Source organism: Pseudomonas sp. KT_2_4, from assembly GCF_041410225.1.
In the GTDB taxonomy this organism is placed as follows: domain Bacteria; phylum Pseudomonadota; class Gammaproteobacteria; order Pseudomonadales; family Pseudomonadaceae; genus Aquipseudomonas; species Aquipseudomonas paracarnis.
Map to the genome: position 1 here is coordinate 4,055,270 of NZ_CP166962.1, position 16,788 is coordinate 4,072,057.

The following is a 16,788-nucleotide window of genomic DNA, read 5'->3' on the forward strand; positions in this document are numbered from 1 at the left end:
GTGGTTTCTACCCTTTAACCAAGGACTCTTATGTCGCGTCGTATCTCCCCCGTCATACCCGGCTTCGGGCTGACGCTGGGCTACACCGTGGTGTATCTCAGCCTGATCGTACTCATCCCCCTGGCGGCGATGTTTGTACACGCCGCTCAACTCACCTGGGATCAGTTCTGGAACATCATCTCCGCGCCTCGCGTGCTGGCGGCCTTGAAGCTGAGCTTCAGTACCGCGCTGTACGCCGCACTCATCAACGGTGTGATTGGCACTTTGTTGGCCTGGGTGCTGGTGCGCTACACCTTCCCCGGACGCAAGGTCATCGACGCGATGATCGACCTGCCGTTCGCCCTGCCCACCGCCGTCGCCGGTATCGCGCTGACGGCGCTGTACGCGCCCAACGGCCTGGTCGGCCAGTTTGCCGCCGACCTGGGTTTCAAGATCGCCTACACCCCGCTGGGTATCACCCTGGCGCTGACCTTCGTCACGTTGCCCTTCGTGGTGCGCACGGTGCAGCCGGTGCTGGCCGATATCCCCCGGGAAATCGAAGAGGCCGCCGCCTGCCTCGGTGCCAAGCCGTTGCAAGTGTTCCGCTACATCCTCGTGCCGGCACTGCTGCCCGCCTGGCTGACCGGCTTCGCCCTGGCGTTTGCCCGAGGCGTGGGTGAGTACGGGTCGGTGATCTTCATCGCTGGCAACATGCCGATGAAAACCGAAATCCTGCCATTGCTGATCATGGTCAAGCTCGACCAATACGACTACCGCGGCGCCACCTCCATTGGTGTGCTGATGCTGGTGGTGTCCTTTGTCTTGCTGCTGCTGATCAACCTGTTGCAGCGGCGCATCGAACGTCCATAAGGAGGCGCGGAACATGTCCCAATCGTCTATTTCCGCCGCGTCCTCGGCCAACGCCGCCCGGCGTGGCAGTGCGACCTCGCGACGTATCCTGATCGGCCTTGGCTGGCTGGTATTCGTCCTGTTTCTGCTGCTGCCATTGCTGGTGGTGGTGTCCCAGGGCTTGAAGAACGGCCTCGGCACGTTCTTCACGGCAATCCTTGAGCCAGACGCGCTGTCGGCGTTGAAACTCACGGTGATCGCCGTGCTGATTTCGGTGCCGCTCAACCTGGTGTTCGGCGTCAGCGCCGCCTGGTGCGTGAGCAAGTACTCGTTCCGTGGCAAGAGCATCCTGGTCACGCTGATCGACCTGCCGTTCTCGGTCTCGCCGGTGATCGCCGGCCTGGTGTACGTGTTGATGTTCGGCGCCCAGGGCTTCTTCGGGCCGTGGCTGCAAGAGCATGACATCCAGATCGTGTTCGCCCTGCCGGGCATCGTGCTGGCGACCATCTTCGTCACCGTGCCGTTCGTGGCCCGTGAGTTGATCCCGCTGATGCAGGAGCAGGGCACCCAGGAAGAAGAAGCCGCGCGCCTGCTGGGCGCCAATGGCTGGCAGATGTTCTGGCATGTCACCGTGCCGAACATCAAGTGGGGCCTGATCTACGGCGTGGTGCTGTGTACGGCGCGGGCCATGGGTGAGTTCGGCGCGGTGTCGGTGGTGTCCGGCCACATTCGCGGCGTCACCAACACGCTGCCGCTGCATGTCGAGATTCTCTACAACGAATACAACCACGTTGCCGCGTTTGCGGTGGCCAGCCTGTTGCTGATCCTGGCGCTCTTCATCCTGCTGCTCAAGCAGTGGAGCGAGAACCGAATCAACCGCCTGCGCAACAGCGCGGGTGAGGAATAAGTCATGTCGATCGAAGTCCGTAATGTCAGCAAGAACTTCAACGCCTTCAAGGCCCTGGACAGCATCAACCTGGATATCCAGAGTGGCGAGCTGGTGGCGTTGCTGGGCCCGTCCGGCTGTGGCAAGACTACGTTGCTGCGCATCATTGCCGGCCTGGAAACTCCGGATGCCGGCAGCATTGTGTTCCATGGCGAAGACGTTTCCGGCCACGATGTGCGTGATCGCAACGTGGGCTTCGTATTCCAGCACTACGCGTTGTTTCGCCACATGACCGTGTTCGACAACGTCGCTTTCGGCCTGCGCATGAAACCGAAAAACCAACGCCCCACCGAAAGCCAGATCGCGAGCAAGGTTCACGAGCTGCTGAACATGGTGCAGCTCGATTGGTTGTCCGACCGCTACCCGGAACAACTTTCCGGTGGCCAGCGCCAGCGTATCGCCCTGGCCCGCGCCTTGGCGGTGGAGCCCAAGGTTCTGCTGCTCGACGAGCCGTTCGGCGCCCTTGATGCCAAGGTGCGTAAAGAACTGCGCCGCTGGCTGGCGCGCCTGCACGAGGACATCAACCTGACCTCGGTCTTCGTGACCCACGACCAGGAAGAGGCCATGGAAGTCGCCGACCGTATCGTGGTGATGAACAAGGGGGTGATCGAGCAGATCGGTTCACCGGGCGACGTCTACGAAAACCCGGCAAGCGACTTTGTCTATCACTTCCTGGGGGACTCCAACCGCCTGCATTTGGGCGAAGACAAGCACCTGCTGTTCCGCCCCCACGAAGTGTCGTTGTCACGCCATGAACTGGAAGATCACCATGCGGCGCAAGTGCGGGATATTCGGCCGTTGGGCGCGACTACTCGCGTGACCTTGAAGGTCGAAGGCCAAAGCGAGTTGATCGAGGCCGAAGTGGTGAAAGACCATGACAGCCTCACCGGGTTGGCGCGGGGCGAGACACTGTTCTTCAAACCCAAGGTCTGGCAAAAAGCCTAATACACTGCAAAACCCTTGTGGGAGCCGGGCTTGCCCGCGATGGCGGTGTGTCAGTCGACAGTTATGCCAACTGATCCACCGCCATCGCGGGCAAGCCCGGCTCCCACATTGGATGTTCAGTACTTGTTAGACCGTGGCGTTTTTCCCGCGTACTCCCACCGGCCCAGAGCGCTCTTCAATCTGGCGCTTGAGGTCCTGCCGCAACCCCAGCAAAAACGCCAACTCCGCCACCACAAACAACGGCCCCACGATCAGCCCCGACACATCATCCACAAACGCAGGCTTCCTGCCTTCGTAGTAATGCCCGACGAACTGAATCACCCAGCCCACCACAAACATGCCCACGCCGCTGCTCAGCCACACCGCCGTGCTTTGCGCCGCCAGCACATGCCCGGCCCACACCGACAAGCCCATCAGCACCGTCATCAACACGCCCAAGGCCAGTTCCAGGCGCAGATAAAACCACGCCGAAAACAACGCCAGCAGTACCGCAGGTGATAGCCACAGCCCGCCCACCGACCATTCGGGGCGCGACAGCAGCACGGCCACCGCCACCACAATCAACGGAATACCGATGAAGTGGCTGGCGATGTTGCGTGGGTCGCGGTGGTACGCGGCGTATTGACTGAGATGGTCGACGAGGCTTTTCATTGTTGTTCCTCCTGTAGGATGTTTGATCATGCCCTGTCAGTCGGTGCCTAACTGTCAATTGGGCGACAATCTTCGGAGTTCGCATGGACACAGGGACATGGCACGCGCAATTGGCTCGCGGTCATTGGTTCAGCCATTTGCCGCCTGACTTGCAGCGTAGCCTGCTGGGGGCGGCGCGGTTGCGTGTGCTGACGGCGGGGCAGTACCTGTTCAAGCGCGGTGACCCGCCGTGCGGCGTGTATGCGGTGCTGGAAGGCACGGTGCGCATCAGTGCGGTCAGTGCCCAAGGCAAGGAAGCGGTGTTGAGCCTGGTGGAAACGCCCTACTGGTTCGGCGAGATTTGCCTGTTCGACAACCTGCCGCGCACCCACGATGCCTTGGCCACGGGTGCTTGCAGACTGCTGCAGGTGCCGCAGGCGGCGATGCTCGGCATTCTCGAACAGCATCCGCTGTTCTGGCGGGAGATGGCACTGTTGATGAGCCATAAACTGAGGCTGTCGTTGATCAATATCGAACAGATGAGCCTGATGCCCGCTTCAAAGCGCCTGGCCCATCGGCTGCTGATGATCGCCCAAGGCTATGGCGAAGTTGAGCAGGCGCGCCGCGTGCTGCAACTGCCCCAGGAGGATCTGGCGGCGATGCTGGGCCTGTCGCGCCAGACCATCAACAGTCTGCTCAAAGCGCTGGAGCAACAGGGCATTATCGGCTTGAGTTACGGCGCCATCGAGATACGCGACCTCAATGGGCTGCGGCTGGCCGCGGGCCTATGAACCGCGATAGGTGGAGAAGCCGTAAGGGCTGAGCAGCAGCGGAATGTGGTAATGCTGGTCGGCCTGCTTGACCTGGAAAATCACCGGCACCTCGGGGAAGAACGTCTCGCGGTTCGCCTTCTTGTAGTAATCGCCGGTCTTGAACACCACGCGGTACTCGCCCGGCTGCATGCTGCGGTTGGCCGGGAACAGCTCGGCGATGCGGCCTTGCTGGTTGGTCACACCTTCAGACAGCGACTGCCATTTATCGCCCACGTGCTGTTCCAGGGTCACGTTGACACCGGCGCTTGGCAGGCCGTTTTCCAGGTTGAGTACGTGCACGCTCAGGGGGTTGCCGTCGGCCAGGGCCAGGTTGCACAGGCCACTCAGGCTCAGTGCGGCAAGGGTCATGCTCAAGGTTTTCATCGCGAAGTCCTTTTGAAGGAAGTGGAATCAAGGGGTGATTTTCAAGCCCAGTTGCTCGGCGGCCTGCACGGCGCAGGCTTCATCCTGCGCGGCGCCACCGGCACCGGCGATGCCGAGGGCACCGACCAGTTCTGCGTCGGCAAACAGCGGCACGCCACCGCCGAGCAACAGCAACTCGGGCAAGCTGTTGAGGTTGGCGGCCTCGGGGTTATTACGCGCCCGTTCGGCAAACAGCCGGGTCGGGGTTTTTGTCGACAGCGCCGTGTACGCCTTGCGTTGGCTGGCGAGGCTGTTGTGCGGGCCGACACCGTCAGCGCGCAGGCCCAGCAACAGGTTGCCACCGCGGTCGAGGACGGTCAGCGCCGCGGTGCAGTGGGCCAGGCTGGCGTCGGCCAGTTGGCGGGCAGTGTGCAAATCCAGCTCGGCGTGGCGGGGCAGTTGTGGCGTCGCCTGGGCGACGGTGACCACGGCGAGGCTCAGTAACAAGGCAGTGCGGTACATAGTGAGGGCTCCAGAAAGCAGGCCAACACGGTAACCAGCGGACGCGGACAAAAGCCGCACAATTGGATGACAGGTTTGTAATCAAACTCAGGAGTTTGTGGTGGTTGTACCGGCCTCATCGCAGCGATGCGGCGACCCGACAAGCCAGCTCCCACAGGAGAATGGGTCACATCATGTGGGAGCTGGCTTGCCTGCGATGAGGCCCTTACAGCAAACACCGTACAACTACTGCAACCCCTCGCGAAACTGCCCCGGCGTCATCCCCGTCCAGCGCTTGAACGCACGATTGAAACTGCTGGTATCGGCAAACCCCAGCAAATGGCTGATCTCGGCCAGTGAGCACTGCGGGTCACGCAGGTGCAATAACGCCAGGTTTTGCCGGCACTCATTGAGCAAGGCGTCGAATCGACAGCCTTCATCGGCCAGATGCCGCTGCAAGCTGCGCAGGCTCAAGTGCAGCGCTTGGGCAATACGTTCGGCGCTTGGCTCGCCGTCTGGCAATTGCGCCTCGATGGCGGCGCGCACCTTGCGTTCCCAGGTCAACGGTTGCAGTTGGGCGAGGGTGCGTTTGAGCACGGTTTCGTTGTGCTCGGCCAGCTCCGGGTTGGCGTCGTCCAGGTGGCTGTCGAAGTCGCTGGCGGCGAATTCCAGGCGGTCTTCGTCGGCGGCAAACCATACCGGCGCGCGAAATACCCTGTGCCACGGCTCGGGGTCGGCGGGTTCCGGGCGCCGCAGGTAAACGGCCAACGGCGCATAGTCGCGACCCAGGCGGTTGCGACAGGTGCGTACGTAGATCGCCGCAAAGGCATCAATCGCTTCCGGCGCGGGCGCGGGGCTGCCTGGAGGTTGGAGCAGGCGAAAACGGTAGATGTCGCCGTGGCGGCTCAGCTCCAGGTCCAGGGCATCACTGACCACCTGGTGATAGCGCACGATGCGCTCGAACACCTCGCGCAAGCTGCCGCTGGCCACCAATGCGTAACCTAGCGCATGAAAGGTGGTGGGGCTGACAAACCGCGACACCCGCAGCCCAATCGCCGGGTCGCCACTGGTCTGTACCGCCAGCGCCCATAGGCGCGTGGTGGCCGACAACCGATAGCGGGCGTTGGGGTCGTCCATCTGCTGCGGGTCCAGCCCGGCTTCGGCGCACAGGGCGGCGCTGTCGAGGCCCAGGGCGTCGAGCTGCTTGCGCAGGGCACGGGTCCAGCTGGCGAGGGAAGTGGGTTCGGTCATGGCAATTGGCGCTTGTGGTCAACAGATTGGCGTGCGCGGCTAGCGTCCTGCGCTAGGGTTAGGTGCAGGATTCAGGCATCACTTCACAAGAGAATGGAAGCATGGACGGTACTTCTGCAAGCCCCCAGCCGTTGAACGCGCAACAGCGTTCGGCGCATATCCGCGAGGTCGTGATGGCCGAAGGCGTGCGCTTGCGCCAGCGGCACCCCTGGTTGTTGCATCAGGACGCGCTGGGCGCGGGCATCCTGGCCTTTGCCCTGCTGGGCATGCTCGGCTCGGCAGCGCTTTATATCAGCGGTCATATGGCCTGGTGGGTGTGTCTGCTGCTCAATGCCTTCTTCGCCTCGCTCACCCATGAGTTGGAACACGACCTGATCCACAGCATGTACTTTCGCAAGCAACGCGTGCCCCACAACCTGATGATGGGCCTGGTATGGCTCGCACGGCCAAGCACCATCAACCCATGGATACGCCGGCACTTGCACCTCAACCATCACAAGGTCTCGGGCACCGAGGCCGACATGGAAGAGCGCGCGATCACCAATGGCGAACCCTGGGGCATCGCGCGGTTGCTGATGGTGGGGGACAACATGATGTCGGCCTTGATCCGTCTGTTGCGCGCCAAGACTTGGCCGCACAGGTTCAGTATCCTCAAGCGCGTGCTGCTGGTGTACGCACCGCTGGCCTTGCTGCATTGGGGCGCGTGGTACGTCTTCCTGGGCTTTCATGCCGCCAATGGCATTGCCAGTTTGATGGGCGCGCCCATTCAGTGGTCAGCCGGTACCTTGCAGGTGATGCAGGTGATCGATATCGCTGCGGTGGTGATCATCGGCCCGAACGTGTTGCGCACCTTCTGCCTGCACTTTGTCAGCTCCAACATGCATTACTACGGCGATGTGGAACTGGGCAATGTGATTCAGCAAACCCAAGTGCTGAACCCTTGGTGGCTGTGGCCGTTGCAGGCGTTCTGCTTCAACTTCGGCAGCACCCACGGCATCCATCACTTTGTGGTGAAAGAACCGTTCTACATCCGCCAGATGACCGCCAAGGTGGCGCACAAGGTCATGGCCGAGATGGGGGTGCGCTTCAATGATTTGGGCACGTTTGCGCGAGCCAATCGCCTGGAGCCCCAGGAACACCCGCGCACTGAGCTTTCTTTCAGCAAGCAATGAACGCCAATGGCAGGTCACGGATCTGTTCGCGCACTGGCGGTTTGTAATGGTCGTCGCTGGTTAATTCGTGCAACAGCTCTTCGCGTAGCTGGTGGAATTCAAAACTGCTGCGCTGGCGCGGATGAGGCAGGGCGATCTCGACGACCTGCTTGATTCGCCCGCGGCTCCATCACCACCACGCGATCGGCGAGGAAAATCGCCTCTTCCACATCGTGGGTCACCAGTACCGTGGTGATCCTGGCGCGGGCACGAATCGCCAGCAGTTCATCCTGCATCTGCTGGCGGGTCAGCGCGTCGAGGGCGCCGAAGGGTTCGTCCAGCAACAGGATGCGCGGGCTGGCCACCAGGCCGCGGGCAATCGCCACCCGTTGCGCCATGCCGCCGGAAAGTTGGTGGGGGTAGGCGCGGGTGAAGTCGGTGAGGCCCACCAGCTCGATAAAGTCACTGATGCGCCGGTTGCGCTCGGCCTCGCTCAGGGGCTCGTTGACCAGCCCCAGGCCGATGTTTTGCGCCACGGTCAGCCACGGGAACAGGCGGTGCTCCTGGAACACGATGCCGCGCTCGCCACCGATACCGCTGACGGCTTTGCCATCGACCTGGATCTCGCCGCGAAACTGCGTATCCAAGCCCACCAGCAAGCGCAGCAGTGTGGATTTCCCGCATCCACTGGAGCCGACAATCGCAACAAATTCCCCTTCGGCCACCTCCAGGTTGAATTCACGGATGGCTTCCAGTTCGAAGCCATCGACGTCGAAGGACTTACCCACGTGGTTGAAGCTGACAATCGGTGCGTTCATGCGTGTCTCCAGCGGGTGGCACGGGTTTCGATGCGTTGGCCGATCAGGTTGAGAACGGCGCCGGTGAGGCCGACCAGCAGCATGCCGCTCATGATCAAATCCATGCGCAGCAACTGTTGGGCGCCGATCATCAGGCTGCCGATGCCGCCATCTGAGGGCATGAAATATTCGGCGCCGAGGGTGCCCATCCAGGCGTAGATCAGGCTCAGGCGCAGGCCGGCGAAAATCCCCGACGCGGCGCCCGGCAGTACCAGGCGGCGCAAGCGTTGCCAGAGGTTCAGGCGCAGCACCTGCGCGGCTTCGCGCAGCTGGGGCGACAAGTTGAGCACGCTGCGCTGGGTGGCAATAAACAACGGGAAGAAGGCGGCGAGGGCGATAAACACCCACTTGGCCAGTTCACCCAGGCCGAACCAGGCGGTGAGCAGCGGCACCCAGGCGAAAATCGCGATCTGGCGCAGGGCGGACAAAGTGGGGCCAAGTAGCCGCTCACTGCGCCGCGACAGCCCCAGCCACAGGCCCATGGCAAAGCCCAGGCTACCGCCCAGCAGCAACCCGGCCAGGGCCCGGCCAAGGCTTTTGCCCAGCGCCGTAGTCAGGCTGCCATCCAGCACGCCCGCCACGCTGGTTTGCAGCACCGCCCAGGGGCTGATCAGAATGTTTGGATCGACCCAATCCTGCTGAGTCGCTACTTGCCATAACGCCAATAGCAGCAGCGGCAACAGCCAGGGTTGCAAGCGCTGCCAGCCTTCGTAGCGTGGCCCGCGTCGAATCTGCGCAGTGGCCGGATGGGGCCAGTGCACCCACTTGCGATCCAGCCAGCCGATGCCGCGGTCCATCACCACACCCAGCACGCCAATGACCACGATGCACACGAAGACGATATCGAGCATGAACAACTGGCGCGCCCACACCATCAGGTAGCCGATGCCTTCGCTGGAGGCCAGCAGCTCCACGGCCAGCAGGGAGGTCCAGCCGGCGGCCAGGGCCAGGCGTACGCCGGCCATGAACGCAGGCAGTGCGGCGGGCAGGACCAGGCGGCGGATCAGCAAGTGGCCAGGCAGGCGCAGTACACGGGCGGCTTCGCGCAGGTTGGGCTGGGCGTCGCGCACGCCCACCAGGGTATGCAGGGTCACGGGCACCACGATGGCCTTGACCAGCACCACCAGCTTGAGGGTTTCGCCAATGCCGAAAAACACCATGAACAGCGGGATCCAGGCGAGGGTCGGCACTTGCGCCAGCGCGCTGAACGTCGGGAACACCAAGCGCTCGGCGCGCGCACTGAAACCCAGGGACGCGCCCAGTATCGCGCCGGCACTGACACCGGCCAGCAGGCCCCAGAACAAGCGCTGCAAGCTGATCGCCAGATGGCTCCATAACTCGCCAGCGGCCAACTCCACCGCGCTGTTCCACACCAGGGCGGGGGTGGGCAGAATCTGCTCGCTCATCCAATGATTGCGGCTGGCCAGCCACCATAAGGCAAACAGCGTGAGCGGCAGCAGCCACGGCAATAAACGCTGGCCCAGCTGCGCCCAGCGCGGCGCGATGCCTTTAGACGGGGCCGCCAGCGGCAGGCTCAGAAGTGAAATCCGGGCCATGGAAGACCTCCGAATGCGTTATGTGATTTCGATCTTACAAAAGCGTGATCAAGATGATTGTGAGATAAGAAAAGTCATTTAAAGCCTCACACCGCCACGCATCCAATGCATTCGAAGAATATTTTCGATGCTGTTTATGCATATGCCTCTGGAGGCTACGGGTTAGCTTGCATATTTCTAAATGCTATTAAATTGTGAATTTATAGTATTTAAAGTTTTGTTCAGTCTATGCCTACTTTTTGCTCCCCAGGCGACCGTCGCCCACCAGGAGCTGCGCTTATGAAACTGCCCTTTAAACGTCTGATCAGCCTGTTCGCCGGCACCGCCCTGGCCGGGTTGGTGCATGCCGCCGACCTCAAGGAAATCCGCATCGCAGTGCCCGACCTCAGTGCCGGCAGCCAGCATAGCGGCGGTGGCATCACCGACGTGTTGCGTGAACAGCAGATCTTTGAAAAAGCCTTTGCCGACCAAGGCATCAAGATCCAGTGGAATTACTTCAAGGGCGCCGGTCCGGTGATCAATGAAGCGTTCGCCAACGGCCAGGTGGACCTGGCCTATCTGGGCGACCTGGCAGCGATCATCGGCCGCTCCAATGGCCTGGATACGCGGCTGCTCAGCGCCTCTGCACGGGGAGTGAAACACTACCTCGGCGTGGTGCCGGGCTCCGGCATCAAGACCTTGCAAGACCTCAAGGGCAAGCGCGTGGCGGTGTTCCGAGGCACGGCCAGCCAGTTGTCGTTCGACAGCGCATTGGCCAGCCAGGGCTTGAGCGAGAAGGACCTTAAGGTGATCAACCTGGACTTCAACGCGGCCGCTGCTGCCCTGGCCGCCAAGCAGATTGACGCCACCTGGGGCGGGTCCACCCTGACGGCGTTGCAGGCCAAAGGTTTGGCAGAAATACCGCTGACCACCAAGGACCTGGGCGATGCCGGCAGCATCCAGGCCGTGCTGGTGGGCAGCTCCAAATTCGTCGATGAACACCCAGACGCCGTGGCCACGTTGCTCAAGGCCCAGCAGCAAGCGGTGCAGTGGTTGACCGATGACAACAACAAACAGGCGTACATCGCACTGGTGTCAGGGCTGGCCAGTTACCCGCCGGTGATCCTCACCAATGATTTGAAAGACCAGAAACTCAGCGAAGTTTTCCCCTCCACGCTGGACCCGGTGTTCCTTGGCAAATTGCAGGAAGCGGTGGACTTGGCGTCCAGGGAGAAGTTGATTCGCAAGTCGTTTCAGGTGAGTGATTGGGTGGCGCCTGGGCTGGTGGCGGCAGGGCTCTGAGCTTGTCGGTGCCTGGGCTATCGCTATCGCAGGCAAGCCAGCTCCCACACTTGAATGTGTTCAACGCTCAAATGTGGGAGCGGGCTTGCCTGCGATGGGGCCCTTCAAACCGCCACACTGACCTGCTGGCTATCCACCTCCACCAAGGTCTCGATCATCGCCTTCGCCGCCGGCGACAACCGCGACCCCGTGCGGCTGACGATCCCGCAGCGTGCGCTCAGGGTGTCCATGTGCTGCGGCAAGTTGCGCCAGTGCAGCAGCACCAGCGCCCCCTTGGCGATGTCCTCGGCAAAGGCTTCTTCAGTGCCGACGCCGATGGCATTGGTTTGCAGCACGATGCTCACCAGTGCCGGGAAGTGCTCGGTCTGAATACTGGGTGAAAAATCCATACGCCCACTCAGGTTCGCCAGCAGTTTGCGAATGCCTTGGGAGATCAGCGGCGCCGCCAGCGGGTAGTCGAACATATCGTTGGTGGACAGGCTGTCCTTGGCCAGCAAAGGGTGGCCGGGTCGGCAGAAAAACACCCCGCGTTTGGGGGTGAGTGCGCGGGTCTGGAAATTCGGGTCGGCCTCGAACTGACGGATGTCAGCGATAAAAAATTCGATCTCTTCACGGCTCAGGCGGCGGCTGAGGGTTTCCCAGTTATCCACCTGAAACGTGGTGCGGATTTTCGGGTGGGCGTTGATAAACCGCGCCACCGCATCCGGCACCAGTTTCACCGCGGGCGCCGGGCCGCAGCCGAAGCGCAGGTCGCCGGCGTCGAGCTTGGTCATGCGCGTTACTTCACTGCTCAGCAGCGCTGCGCCATGCACCAGGCTCAGGGCGTGCTGCAACACCACCTGGCCTTCCGGCGTGGGGCGCAAGTCCTTGTGGCCACGGTCTACCAACACGCAACCAAACTCCTGTTCCAGCCCCTGGATGCTGCGGCTGAACGCTGGTTGGGTGATGCCCATGGCGTCCGCGGCACGCACGAAACTGCGGTGTTCGTTGAGGGCGATGAAGTAGCGCAGTTGGCGAAGATCCATATGCTTTCCCGGCATTTTAAAAATAGGTCGAAGGCATTTGCGACCGAGCAAGCTGAGGTTTTAAATGCAAGCTCTTATTCCGTCAACGAAGCATTCATTCATTTGCTAGACCTAAATTGCATATGGATAGAGCGTTGCTGGAAGCGTCCCCCCACCGTTTCGCAGGCACATGAGGGTCATCATAATGAGCAACGCCGCATTAGCCGTTCAATCCGTCGCCCAACCACTCGATATTCACCCGGTAGCCGGGCGGATCGGCGCCGAAATCCGTGGCATCAAATTGTCCGGTGAGCTGGATGCCGCCACCGTCGAGGCCATCCAGCAGGCGCTGGTGCAGTACAAGGTGATTTTCTTTCGCGAGCAGACCCACCTCGATGACCAGAGCCAGGAAGCCTTTGCTCACCTGCTCGGCGAGCCGATTGCCCACCCGACGGTGCCGGTGCGGGACGGCACGCGGTTCTTGATGGAGTTGGATGGCACCCGTGGCCAGCGCGCCAATTCCTGGCACACCGACGTGACCTTTGTGGATGCCTACCCTAAGGCCTCGATCCTGCGTTCGGTGCTGGCGCCTGCTTCCGGCGGCGATACCGTATGGGCCAACACAGCCGCTGCCTACAACGACCTCAGCGTGGAGCTGCGCGCATTGGCTGACCACCTCTGGGCGGTGCACAGCAACGAATACGACTACGCCGCACGCAAGCCGGATGTGGCGGTGGAGAAGCTGGAGGAATACCGCAAGGTCTTCACCTCCACAGTGTATGAAACCGAACACCCGGTGGTGCGCGTGCACCCGGTCAGCGGTGAGAAAACCCTGCTGTTGGGGCACTTCGTCAAACGCCTGAAAGGCTACTCCCAGGCAGAGTCGGCGCAGCTGTTCAACCTGCTGCAAGGCCACGTCACCCGCCTGGAAAACACCGTGCGCTGGCGCTGGAACACCGGTGACGTGGCGATCTGGGATAACCGCGCCACCCAGCATTACGCGGTGGACGACTACGGCACCCAGGAGCGCATCGTGCGCCGGGTTACGCTCAAGGGGGATGTGCCGGTGGGGGTGCAGGGGCAATCAAGCAAAACCACTAAAGGTCTTTAATCTGAGTGAAGATTAAAAAATGTGGGAGCGGGCTTGCCCGCGAATGCGCAGTGTCAGTCGACGTATTCATCAACTGACCCACTGCATTCGCGAGCAAGCCCGCTCCCACATTTGGATTCGTGGTGTTTACCAGACTCCGATCTTCACCACTTTCTCTGCCTCTGGCTCACCATAACGAAACCATTGCCCGCGCACCTCAACCTCCGTGTGGCTGATGGTGGTGCGCCGCTTCAACCCGCGCAGCCAGTCGAACAGATAACCCAGGTGCGTCTCGCGTACCTCGGCATAGGCGGGATCGCTGCCCAGGTCGTGCAGTTCTTGCGGGTCGTTTTCCAGGTCGAACAGTTGCGGGCGAAAGCCGTCGTAGGCCAGGTACTTCCAGCGCTCGCTGCGCACCATGGTCATGCGGCAACGGTCGATGGGTTGCTCCAGGCGCTCACGAGCCGGGGCCTGGAAGGCGTAGTCGTATTCGGCAATGGCATAGCGGCGCCAGTTGGGTTGTGCGCCCTGCAGCAATGGAATCAATGAGCGGCCTTCCAGGCGATGGTCGGCGGCGGGCAAGCCCAAGGCGTCGAGGAAGGTGGGCAGGGCGTCGATGGTTTCCACCAGGCGCTCGTCTACAGTGCCGCGGCTGACATCGGCGCTGGCACGCGGGTCGCGCACGATCAACGGAATGCCCACCGCAGGCTCCAGCAAAAACTCTTTTTCGCCAAGGAAGTGATCGCCGAGGAAGTCGCCGTGGTCGCTGGTGAACACGATCAGCGTGTCATCCCAACGGCCAGTGCTTTGCAGAAAATCAAACAGCCGCCCGAGTTGATCGTCGATCTGTTTGATCAGGCCCATGTAGGTCGGAATCACCGTGAGGCGCACCTCGTCACGGGAAAAATTCTGGCTCTCCTGGTGTTGGCGAAATGCCTGGTACACCGGGTGATCGCTGGTGTGCTCAGGTTGAATCGGCGCCTGCACATGCTCGGTACCGTACAGCGCGTGATACGGCGCCGGCGCGATGTAGGGCCAGTGCGGCTTGATATACGACAGGTGCAGGCACCAAGGTTGTTCGGCCTGCTCGCGGATAAAGTCGATGGCGCGGTCGGTGGTGTAGACGGTTTCCGAATGCTCCTCGGCCACCCTTGCAGGCTTGCCGGCGTTGCGCATATGCCAGCCGCTGAGCACTTCGCCGTTCTCACCTTCGGCGGCGTTGGCCCATTCGTGCCAAGGGTTGCTGCCGTGGTAGCCGTGATCACGCAAGTATTGGGTGTAGGGCGCGGACTCGCGCTTATCCTCGAACAGCGGGCTGTCGGGGTAGATGCCGTCGTGACGCAGATACGCATCGAAACCGACCTCATTGAGTGGCTCGGCCTGGGCACTGTCGGGGTCTATCTGCAGGCGCTGCAAGGCCTCAAGGTTCGGCGTGGCGTGGGTCTTGCCCACCAGTGCGGTGCGGATGCCGTGGGGGCGCAGGTAGTCGCCGATTGTCAGTTCCTCGAGCGGCAGCGGCACTGCATTCCACGCCACCTGATGGCTGCTGACATAGCGCCCGGTGTAGGCCGACATGCGCGACGGGCCGCAGATGGTGCCTTGTGTATAGGCCCGACTGAAACGCACGCCGGCGGCGGCCAGGCGGTCGATATTCGGGGTGTGCAAATGGGCATGGCCGTAGCAGGACAGGTAGTCGCGGCGCAGTTGGTCGCACATGATGTAGAGCACGTTGCGCACGGGTTTTGGTTCAGACATAGGAATTTACCGAACGGAGGACAGGTGGGTTTTTTCGCCGTTCGAGGGGCGCTCTGGCAAGTGCATTTGGGGACTGGGTTCTATGCATTGAGTGCATGGGTGTGGCTGCTGGCGTCATCGCAGGCAAGCCAGCTCCCACAGTTGAAATGCATTCCCCTGTGGGAGCTGGCTTGCCTGCGATGACGGCCTGACAGCAGACCCATATCTACCTGGCACCCCGCGATCAAATGGTGGGAGCAGGCTTACCAGGCGAAGGACCTGATGTGAGCGGCCAGTCCTGCCAGCGCTTTATCATCTGCCCTGGCCGCGTCATGGGAGGAGACATAGCCTTCATAACGCTCAAAATATTTGTCCTGGGTCGAACTGATTTTTTTGAAGGCGCTATCTTCCCCGGTCCCGTGCATCGGGAATAATTTGGCGTGCAGATGATCGACGCCATAACCCTCCAGAATCATGCCCGTTCTAGCCACACCTTTTAGTGCTTTGTCCAAAAGCTTCGCCGTCTTTTTGGCTGCGATGACCAAGTCACACAGCACGGCGTCCGGTTCGGCAAACGCATAGCTGCCGTGATGGGTTTTGGGGATAACGACACTGAACCCCGGGGTGTTGGGAAATATGGAGAGAAAGGCCATGTGGGTCTGGTCTTCCCATAGGAGGTGGCTGGGTGCAGTACGGCGGGCAATACTGCAAAAAATACAGTCCATCAAATGCGCTTCCTCGTGCGAGTCAAAAGGTAGACCCTCTTGTATGTGATCTTTGTTATCTAACGATGACTTCACTGACGTTGCGGGCCGCTGTTCACTGCTTAGTCAGACCGCAATATTTTCCAACGCATAAGCATCCTCGTCCCTCTCATCAATCTCCTTGATCTGCTCAATCATCGCCTGCGCCAGCGGCGACAACCGATACCCTGCGCGGCTGACGATCCCGTAGCGGGTGTAGCGCTCCTCCAGGTTTTCGTCCAACCCCTCAATCTGCAAACACACCAGTTCGCCCCGCGCCATGTGCAGCACGTCGCTGTTGGCGCTGACGATGCCGATGGCGTCCGAGCGCAATACCACGCCCATGAGGCTGTAGCCGTTTTCGCATTCCACATTGGGCTGGTAATCCGGCCGGCCGCTGAGGTCGACGATGACTTTGCGCAGGTTCGGCGGGCGGATGGTCACTGCCAGCGGGTAGCTCATCAGCTCGGCGGCGCTGACGCTGTTGCGTGCGGCCAGGGGATGCCCGGCGCGGCAGCAGAAGTGCCAACGGCGCGGGCGCAGGCGGTGGGTGTGGTAGTCGGGGTTGGCTTCGAAGTGGCGGGTGTCGGCGACGAAGAATTCGAACTCTTCGCTGAGCAGGCGCTTGCCCAGGCTTTGCCAGTCGTCCACCTGGAACTGCACGCGGGCCTTGGGGTAGCGCCCGATAAAACTGCCGATGGCACGTGGGACTAACCCAGCTGCCGGCGCGGGGCCGCAACCGAAACGCAGTTCACCGGCTTCCAGTCCGTTGAACTGGCTGATTTCGTTGGCCAGTTGTTGTGCGCCGCTAACCAGGCGCCGTGCATGTTCGAGCATTACCTGGCCTTGCTTGGTGGGCGCCAGGTCTTTGCGGCCACGGTCCACCAGTTGGCAGCCGGCACTGTGTTCCAAGGCCTGGATGCTGCGGCTGAACGCCGACTGCGACAGGTTCACCGCTGCTGCTGCCGCGACGAAACTGCGTTGTTCGGCGAGGGCGATGAAGTGGCGAAGCTGGCGCAGGTCGATATGCATTTTTCACATCAAAAATATCCGGGAAATGCATTGGCTATGCATTAGGTCGACTCCTTATAAAGGC

General features: G+C 61.5%; 16 protein-coding genes and 1 pseudogene. 7 read left to right on the forward strand and 10 right to left on the reverse strand.

Features of this window, described 5'->3' with window-relative positions; all coding sequences use genetic code 11:
- The first annotated feature begins 30 nt into the window (after positions 1–30).
- From cysT to AB9N64_RS18710, 3 genes are read left to right on the forward strand one after another with little or no spacing between them, the layout of a single operon-like run.
- Entirely contained in the window at positions 31–849 is an 819-nt protein-coding gene (gene cysT, locus AB9N64_RS18700; RefSeq protein ID WP_003187564.1) for a sulfate ABC transporter permease subunit CysT, read from the forward strand.
- A gap of 13 nt (positions 850–862) precedes the next feature.
- Entirely contained in the window at positions 863–1,735 is an 873-nt protein-coding gene (cysW, locus tag AB9N64_RS18705) for a sulfate ABC transporter permease subunit CysW (protein ID WP_014716421.1), read from the forward strand.
- Between the two features lie 3 nt (positions 1,736–1,738).
- Positions 1,739–2,719: a sulfate/molybdate ABC transporter ATP-binding protein gene (locus tag AB9N64_RS18710; protein WP_014716422.1), complete on the forward strand. Its 981-nt coding sequence runs from the start codon at positions 1,739–1,741 to the stop codon at positions 2,717–2,719.
- A 126-nt stretch (positions 2,720–2,845) separates the two neighbouring features.
- Here the strand turns inward: AB9N64_RS18710 and AB9N64_RS18715 are convergent, their stop codons facing one another.
- Entirely contained in the window at positions 2,846–3,370 is a 525-nt protein-coding gene (locus tag AB9N64_RS18715) for a DUF962 domain-containing protein (RefSeq protein WP_058410246.1), read from the reverse strand.
- A gap of 83 nt (positions 3,371–3,453) precedes the next feature.
- Here AB9N64_RS18715 and AB9N64_RS18720 point away from each other — a divergent pair, with 83 nt between their 5' ends.
- Positions 3,454–4,140, forward strand: a complete 687-nt coding sequence (locus AB9N64_RS18720; RefSeq protein ID WP_014716424.1) for a Crp/Fnr family transcriptional regulator — start codon at positions 3,454–3,456, stop codon at positions 4,138–4,140.
- Here AB9N64_RS18720 and uraH read toward each other — a convergent pair.
- From uraH to AB9N64_RS18735, 3 genes are all read right to left on the reverse strand, one after another.
- A complete protein-coding gene (gene uraH, locus AB9N64_RS18725) occupies positions 4,135–4,545 on the reverse strand; it encodes a hydroxyisourate hydrolase (protein WP_014716425.1) in 411 nt (136 codons plus the stop codon). The two genes, AB9N64_RS18720 and uraH, sit on opposite strands and share 6 nt — an antisense overlap.
- Positions 4,546–4,572: 27 nt before the next feature.
- Positions 4,573–5,046 carry a heme-binding protein gene (locus AB9N64_RS18730; protein ID WP_371359600.1) on the reverse strand — a complete coding sequence of 158 codons (474 nt, stop codon included), beginning with the start codon at positions 5,044–5,046 and terminating at the stop codon, positions 4,573–4,575.
- A gap of 225 nt (positions 5,047–5,271) precedes the next feature.
- Entirely contained in the window at positions 5,272–6,276 is a 1,005-nt protein-coding gene (locus AB9N64_RS18735; RefSeq protein WP_371359601.1) for an AraC family transcriptional regulator, read from the reverse strand.
- 101 nt (positions 6,277–6,377) lie between these two features.
- Between AB9N64_RS18735 and AB9N64_RS18740 the strand changes: the two genes are divergently transcribed.
- Positions 6,378–7,448 (forward strand): fatty acid desaturase, encoded by a 1,071-nt coding sequence (locus AB9N64_RS18740; protein ID WP_073453945.1) that lies wholly within the window; start codon positions 6,378–6,380, stop codon positions 7,446–7,448.
- On the opposite strand, the pseudogene AB9N64_RS18745 reads toward AB9N64_RS18740, so the two are convergent.
- Positions 7,435–8,245 (reverse strand): annotated as a pseudogene (locus AB9N64_RS18745) (ABC transporter ATP-binding protein). The gene AB9N64_RS18740 and the pseudogene AB9N64_RS18745 overlap by 14 nt on opposite strands.
- Positions 8,242–9,840, reverse strand: coding sequence for an ABC transporter permease (locus AB9N64_RS18750; RefSeq protein ID WP_019819899.1), 1,599 nt, complete (start codon positions 9,838–9,840; stop codon positions 8,242–8,244). The pseudogene AB9N64_RS18745 and the gene AB9N64_RS18750 overlap by 4 nt, the downstream one beginning before the upstream one ends.
- Before the next feature lie 279 nt (positions 9,841–10,119).
- On the opposite strand from AB9N64_RS18750, the gene AB9N64_RS18755 reads away from it, so the two are divergent.
- Positions 10,120–11,121 (forward strand): ABC transporter substrate-binding protein, encoded by a 1,002-nt coding sequence (locus tag AB9N64_RS18755; RefSeq protein WP_019819897.1) that lies wholly within the window; start codon positions 10,120–10,122, stop codon positions 11,119–11,121.
- Positions 11,122–11,225: 104 nt separating this feature from the next.
- Here the strand turns inward: AB9N64_RS18755 and AB9N64_RS18760 are convergent, their stop codons facing one another.
- Entirely contained in the window at positions 11,226–12,146 is a 921-nt protein-coding gene (locus AB9N64_RS18760) for a LysR family transcriptional regulator (RefSeq protein ID WP_019819896.1), read from the reverse strand.
- A 184-nt stretch (positions 12,147–12,330) separates the two neighbouring features.
- Between AB9N64_RS18760 and AB9N64_RS18765 the strand changes: the two genes are divergently transcribed.
- Positions 12,331–13,236 (forward strand): TauD/TfdA family dioxygenase, encoded by a 906-nt coding sequence (locus AB9N64_RS18765; RefSeq protein WP_019819893.1) that lies wholly within the window; start codon positions 12,331–12,333, stop codon positions 13,234–13,236.
- A 126-nt stretch (positions 13,237–13,362) separates the two neighbouring features.
- Here AB9N64_RS18765 and AB9N64_RS18770 read toward each other — a convergent pair whose 3' ends face one another.
- The 3 genes from AB9N64_RS18770 to AB9N64_RS18780 form a co-directional block, all read right to left on the reverse strand.
- The gene (locus tag AB9N64_RS18770) at positions 13,363–14,970 is read right to left on the reverse strand and encodes an alkaline phosphatase family protein (RefSeq protein ID WP_371359602.1); all 1,608 of its coding nucleotides are present in this window, start codon (positions 14,968–14,970) and stop codon (positions 13,363–13,365) included.
- A gap of 242 nt (positions 14,971–15,212) precedes the next feature.
- Entirely contained in the window at positions 15,213–15,674 is a 462-nt protein-coding gene (locus tag AB9N64_RS18775) for an HIT family protein (RefSeq protein WP_014716433.1), read from the reverse strand.
- A 105-nt stretch (positions 15,675–15,779) separates the two neighbouring features.
- Positions 15,780–16,724, reverse strand: a complete 945-nt coding sequence (locus tag AB9N64_RS18780; RefSeq protein ID WP_014716434.1) for a LysR family transcriptional regulator — start codon at positions 16,722–16,724, stop codon at positions 15,780–15,782.
- Between the last annotated feature and the right edge of the window lie 64 nt (positions 16,725–16,788).

Bases quoted from the DNA above. Each gene is read 5' to 3' on its own strand.
- cysT (WP_003187564.1), top strand. From the start codon at position 31: ATGTCGCGTCGTATCTCCCCCGTCATACCCGGCTTCGGGCTGACGCTG.
- cysW (WP_014716421.1), top strand. From the start codon at position 863: ATGTCCCAATCGTCTATTTCCGCCGCGTCCTCGGCCAACGCCGCCCGG.
- AB9N64_RS18710 (WP_014716422.1), top strand. From the start codon at position 1,739: ATGTCGATCGAAGTCCGTAATGTCAGCAAGAACTTCAACGCCTTCAAG.
- AB9N64_RS18715 (WP_058410246.1), bottom strand. From the start codon at position 3,370: ATGAAAAGCCTCGTCGACCATCTCAGTCAATACGCCGCGTACCACCGC.
- AB9N64_RS18720 (WP_014716424.1), top strand. From the start codon at position 3,454: ATGGACACAGGGACATGGCACGCGCAATTGGCTCGCGGTCATTGGTTC.
- uraH (WP_014716425.1), bottom strand. From the start codon at position 4,545: ATGAAAACCTTGAGCATGACCCTTGCCGCACTGAGCCTGAGTGGCCTG.
- AB9N64_RS18730 (WP_371359600.1), bottom strand. From the start codon at position 5,046: ATGTACCGCACTGCCTTGTTACTGAGCCTCGCCGTGGTCACCGTCGCC.
- AB9N64_RS18735 (WP_371359601.1), bottom strand. From the start codon at position 6,276: ATGACCGAACCCACTTCCCTCGCCAGCTGGACCCGTGCCCTGCGCAAG.
- AB9N64_RS18740 (WP_073453945.1), top strand. From the start codon at position 6,378: ATGGACGGTACTTCTGCAAGCCCCCAGCCGTTGAACGCGCAACAGCGT.
- AB9N64_RS18750 (WP_019819899.1), bottom strand. From the start codon at position 9,840: ATGGCCCGGATTTCACTTCTGAGCCTGCCGCTGGCGGCCCCGTCTAAA.
- AB9N64_RS18755 (WP_019819897.1), top strand. From the start codon at position 10,120: ATGAAACTGCCCTTTAAACGTCTGATCAGCCTGTTCGCCGGCACCGCC.
- AB9N64_RS18760 (WP_019819896.1), bottom strand. From the start codon at position 12,146: ATGGATCTTCGCCAACTGCGCTACTTCATCGCCCTCAACGAACACCGC.
- AB9N64_RS18765 (WP_019819893.1), top strand. From the start codon at position 12,331: ATGAGCAACGCCGCATTAGCCGTTCAATCCGTCGCCCAACCACTCGAT.
- AB9N64_RS18770 (WP_371359602.1), bottom strand. From the start codon at position 14,970: ATGTCTGAACCAAAACCCGTGCGCAACGTGCTCTACATCATGTGCGAC.
- AB9N64_RS18775 (WP_014716433.1), bottom strand. From the start codon at position 15,674: ATGGACTGTATTTTTTGCAGTATTGCCCGCCGTACTGCACCCAGCCAC.
- AB9N64_RS18780 (WP_014716434.1), bottom strand. From the start codon at position 16,724: ATGCATATCGACCTGCGCCAGCTTCGCCACTTCATCGCCCTCGCCGAA.